This window comes from Candidatus Hydrogenedentota bacterium (assembly GCA_012730045.1).
In the GTDB taxonomy this organism is placed as follows: Bacteria; Hydrogenedentota; Hydrogenedentia; order Hydrogenedentales; family CAITNO01; genus JAAYBR01.
In genome coordinates, this window is record JAAYBR010000066.1 from 1 (window position 1) to 3,128 (window position 3,128).

Annotated in this window: 4 protein-coding genes; 1 reads left to right on the plus strand and 3 read right to left on the minus strand. The window is 68.3% G+C overall.

Going from position 1 to position 3,128, the window contains the following annotated elements; genetic code table 11:
* Positions 1-227 precede the first annotated feature (227 nt).
* Together GXY15_06930 and GXY15_06935 are read right to left on the minus strand one after the other, a co-directional pair.
* Positions 228-821: a four helix bundle protein gene (locus tag GXY15_06930; GenBank protein ID NLV40945.1), complete on the minus strand. Its 594-nt coding sequence runs from the start codon at positions 819-821 to the stop codon at positions 228-230.
* A 63-nt stretch (positions 822-884) separates the two neighbouring features.
* On the minus strand, positions 885-1,346 hold the full coding sequence (locus GXY15_06935) for a DUF2752 domain-containing protein (protein NLV40946.1): 462 nt from the start codon (positions 1,344-1,346) through the stop codon (positions 885-887).
* A 123-nt stretch (positions 1,347-1,469) separates the two neighbouring features.
* Between GXY15_06935 and GXY15_06940 the strand changes: the two genes are divergently transcribed.
* On the plus strand, positions 1,470-2,126 hold the full coding sequence (locus GXY15_06940) for a hypothetical protein (protein ID NLV40947.1): 657 nt from the start codon (positions 1,470-1,472) through the stop codon (positions 2,124-2,126).
* Positions 2,127-2,315: 189 nt separating this feature from the next.
* On the opposite strand, the gene GXY15_06945 is transcribed toward GXY15_06940, so the two are convergent.
* Entirely contained in the window at positions 2,316-2,774 is a 459-nt protein-coding gene (locus GXY15_06945) for a hypothetical protein (GenBank protein ID NLV40948.1), read from the minus strand.
* Positions 2,775-3,128 lie beyond the last annotated feature (354 nt).

The following is a 3,128-nucleotide window of genomic DNA, read 5'->3' on the forward strand; positions in this document are numbered from 1 at the left end:
CGCGACGTGGACCAGCCCCGCAACCTTGCCAAGAGCGTGACGGTGGAGTAAGGGTTCTCCCCTGCGCGCCCAACGGCGCGCGGACTCCATACACGGCGCGCCGGAGCGGAATCCCCGCTCCGGCGCGCTCGCGTTAAGCCGGGGCTTACGGGCAGGACACGGACCCGCACGGACGGACACGGACGGGCACGGACGAAAAAGAGGAGATGCGTGCGCGGCGCGGGCCGTTACGGTTCTCCGTTTTTGCGGCGGGCCTGGCGTTTGCGGTGGAGGCGCTCGGTGAATCCGCCCTCCCGCTCAAACGCGTCGGCCTGCGCGGCAAGCTGCCGGTCGAGCAGGTGTCCGCAGAGGTTGATCAGGGAGAGCGCCGCGTTTGCCGCAAGCTGCGCCGAAGAGGGGGGAGACTCCCCTGAAAGGGTTTGCGCGCGCTCCTCCCTTACCCAGGCTTGAACGTCCTTCAGGGATTCACAACGACGCTCCCGGAAGCGCTTCAGCGGGGGGTGTGCCGGCGGCCATGCCTCCAGGCCGTTGTGCCGCAGGTAGTCCTCGTAGTCCAGGAACAGCTCCTCCAGACTGGCCCGCGCCACGCTGGTGAGTTTCATCTCCGTCCTTCGCGAGGTCCCCGAGGCCTGGCTGCCTTCGGCGATGTTCTGGACCCCTGAGCGGGCCGCCTGGACCATCTGGTCGCGCGTGCGGCTGCGCCGGTCCACATACCGGTCGCAAAACCTGACCGTGACATCGTAGACCAGCCGGGCAAGCTGGAACGTCTTGAGCTGCCGGTATCCCCCATGCCTGGGAATCAGCGGGTCGTCGTCTTCCATCGTCTCCCTCCCTTCTGTCTCTCGGCTTCTCTTCTTCCCCATGTCCGTGTCCGTCCGTGCGCTTCAGGGCCGCAGCACTGACCACATCTCCCCCGGCAGGTTCCTCAGCACCGCGAAAACCGCCGCCGCGGCCACGAACCCGAGCAGCACCGCCCCCGTCAGCCGCGCGGGCCGGGGGCGGGCCCAGCCGAGCCGCTCCAGCACCCACCGCGCGTAGACCGCCGCCCCGAGCGGCAGGATCACGGCCACGGCGAACCCATTGGCGCGCAGGGCGGCCGCGAACTCGCCGTGGAGCAGCAGGTGCGCCGCGCGCTGCCCGCCGCAGCCGGGGCACAGCAGGCCGGTGAACCGGTGAAACACGCAGGGCAGATACCCATGCGCGGTGGCGGGGTCGGCGAAATAAAGGAACAGCGCCGCCGCCCCCAGCACGGCGGCGGACACGGCGACCTCCAGCCGCCCCCGGGGCGGGCGGTCTGTCCGGGGGGCCTTGGCGGCCGCGTCATGCTGTCGGGACGTGTCAGACATGGGGGCATTATCCCAGATGGCGGCATCCGCGCGCCCGCGCGGCGGTTGTCTTTTCCGCCCGCCCGTGCTATGGTGTGTGCGCGGGGCGGCGGGGTCCCGCCAACGTGTCCGGAGGGAAACACCATGGCCGCGGTTAATGTGTCCTTTGATCCGTTCAGTCTCGCGTCGAGGGCGTGGGACATCTTTAAGGGGAACGTCGGCCCGCTGCTGGGCGGCTTCGTCGTGCTGGCCGCGCTCATTTCCGCCAGCGCCGGCGTCTATTTTGGGCCCCTCATCCTCGTGGGCCCGCTTTCCGTCGGCTATTTCAAGATGGTGCGCGACGCCGCGGCGGGGCGGCCCGCGCAGTTCGTTGACCTGTTCTACGGTTTCCAGAACGGCTTTCTGACCGCCCTGCTCGTCGGGCTGGTCTCCCAGCTCCTCATCACCCTGGGCATGATCCTGTGCATCCTGCCCGGGCTGTTTCTGGTGATGGTCTACTGGCCCGTGTACCTCGTGCTGCTGGACGGGGAGACGGATTTCTGGAAGGCCATGGAGACCAGCCGGAAACTGGTCATGGACAACTTCGTCCAGTGGATCTGGCTCCATGTGGTCATGCAGCTCATCCTCCTGGCGGGCGTGCTGCTCTGCTGTGTCGGCGTGCTGGTCGCCTTCCCCGTCGCCCTCATCATGACCAGCCTCGCCTACGACATGCAGCGCCGCGCGGAGCCCGTGGATGTGGCCGCCGAGCCGCTGGATCCGGACGCGCCGCCTGAATACACCGACGTTCCGCCCGCGGAATAGCGCCGTTTCCAGGAACGGGTTGAGGAGGAGGCGATCGGTTTTTGTTCCGTGCTGGCAGGAAGAGAGCAGGGAGGCATGCTGAGGTGGCACGGGCTTCCAGCCCGTGATTTGGGTCACGGATGCGGCCAAGAACCACGGGCTGGAAGCCCGTGTCATCTCAGAACCGGAATCCGGCCCGCGGCAGCATCCTTATCCCGCCGCGCGGTGGCGCGCCATGGTGGTGGCGGGATCGCAGAGGGCGCGGTGGTTCTGCGCCAGAAAATGGAAGAACGGCCGCGTCTCGAACAGGGTCCGCGTGCTGAGGGTCTCCTGTAAAATGTCGGCGAGCAGGCTGAAATGCAGGGGCCAGTATTCCGGGCGGAACCCCTGGGCGTTCTGCGCCTGAATGCTCCACGCGGCCGTGGACACGAAGAGCCCGGCATCGGGCCGCGCGAAAATCCGCTCCATGAACTGGAGCATGTTGTGGATGTTGTGCTCCATGAGGCGGTGGTTGTCCCCGCCGATCAGGCGCTCAATGTCCCGCCGGCGGCGCAGGCGCAGGGCCAGCTCGCCTCCCACCCGTTCCCGGACGGCGGAAAGCTCCCGCTGTGCGGACTCACCCGGCGGCCTCAGCGCCGCCGCCGCGCTCAACAGTTCCCGTTGCCTCATCGGGGCCACTCCACAGGCTGCGGTCCCCTTGCCCTGTCCAATTCTACCATCCCGATTGCGGGTTCGTTTCGCGGGGGCGGCGGTCGCGTTCCCGCCGCAGTCCATCCGGCAAGAGATTGCCGCGCCGGCCGGGGCGGCCGACTCGCAATGACCGCGAAAACGCGCGTCATCGCGAGCCCCTGACCGCCCGGGGGCGGGAATGTCGTTGAAGAAAGGCGCGTCAGGCGTCAGATGTCGCGGGAGCCCCCGCACGCCCTTGGCGGGTCCGTCTGTTATGTGGAGTGCGGTGGCAGAGCGAAGCGGCGACACCGCTTTGCCCGGGGATGATCCATGCCGCACCCCTCCCGTCTCGCC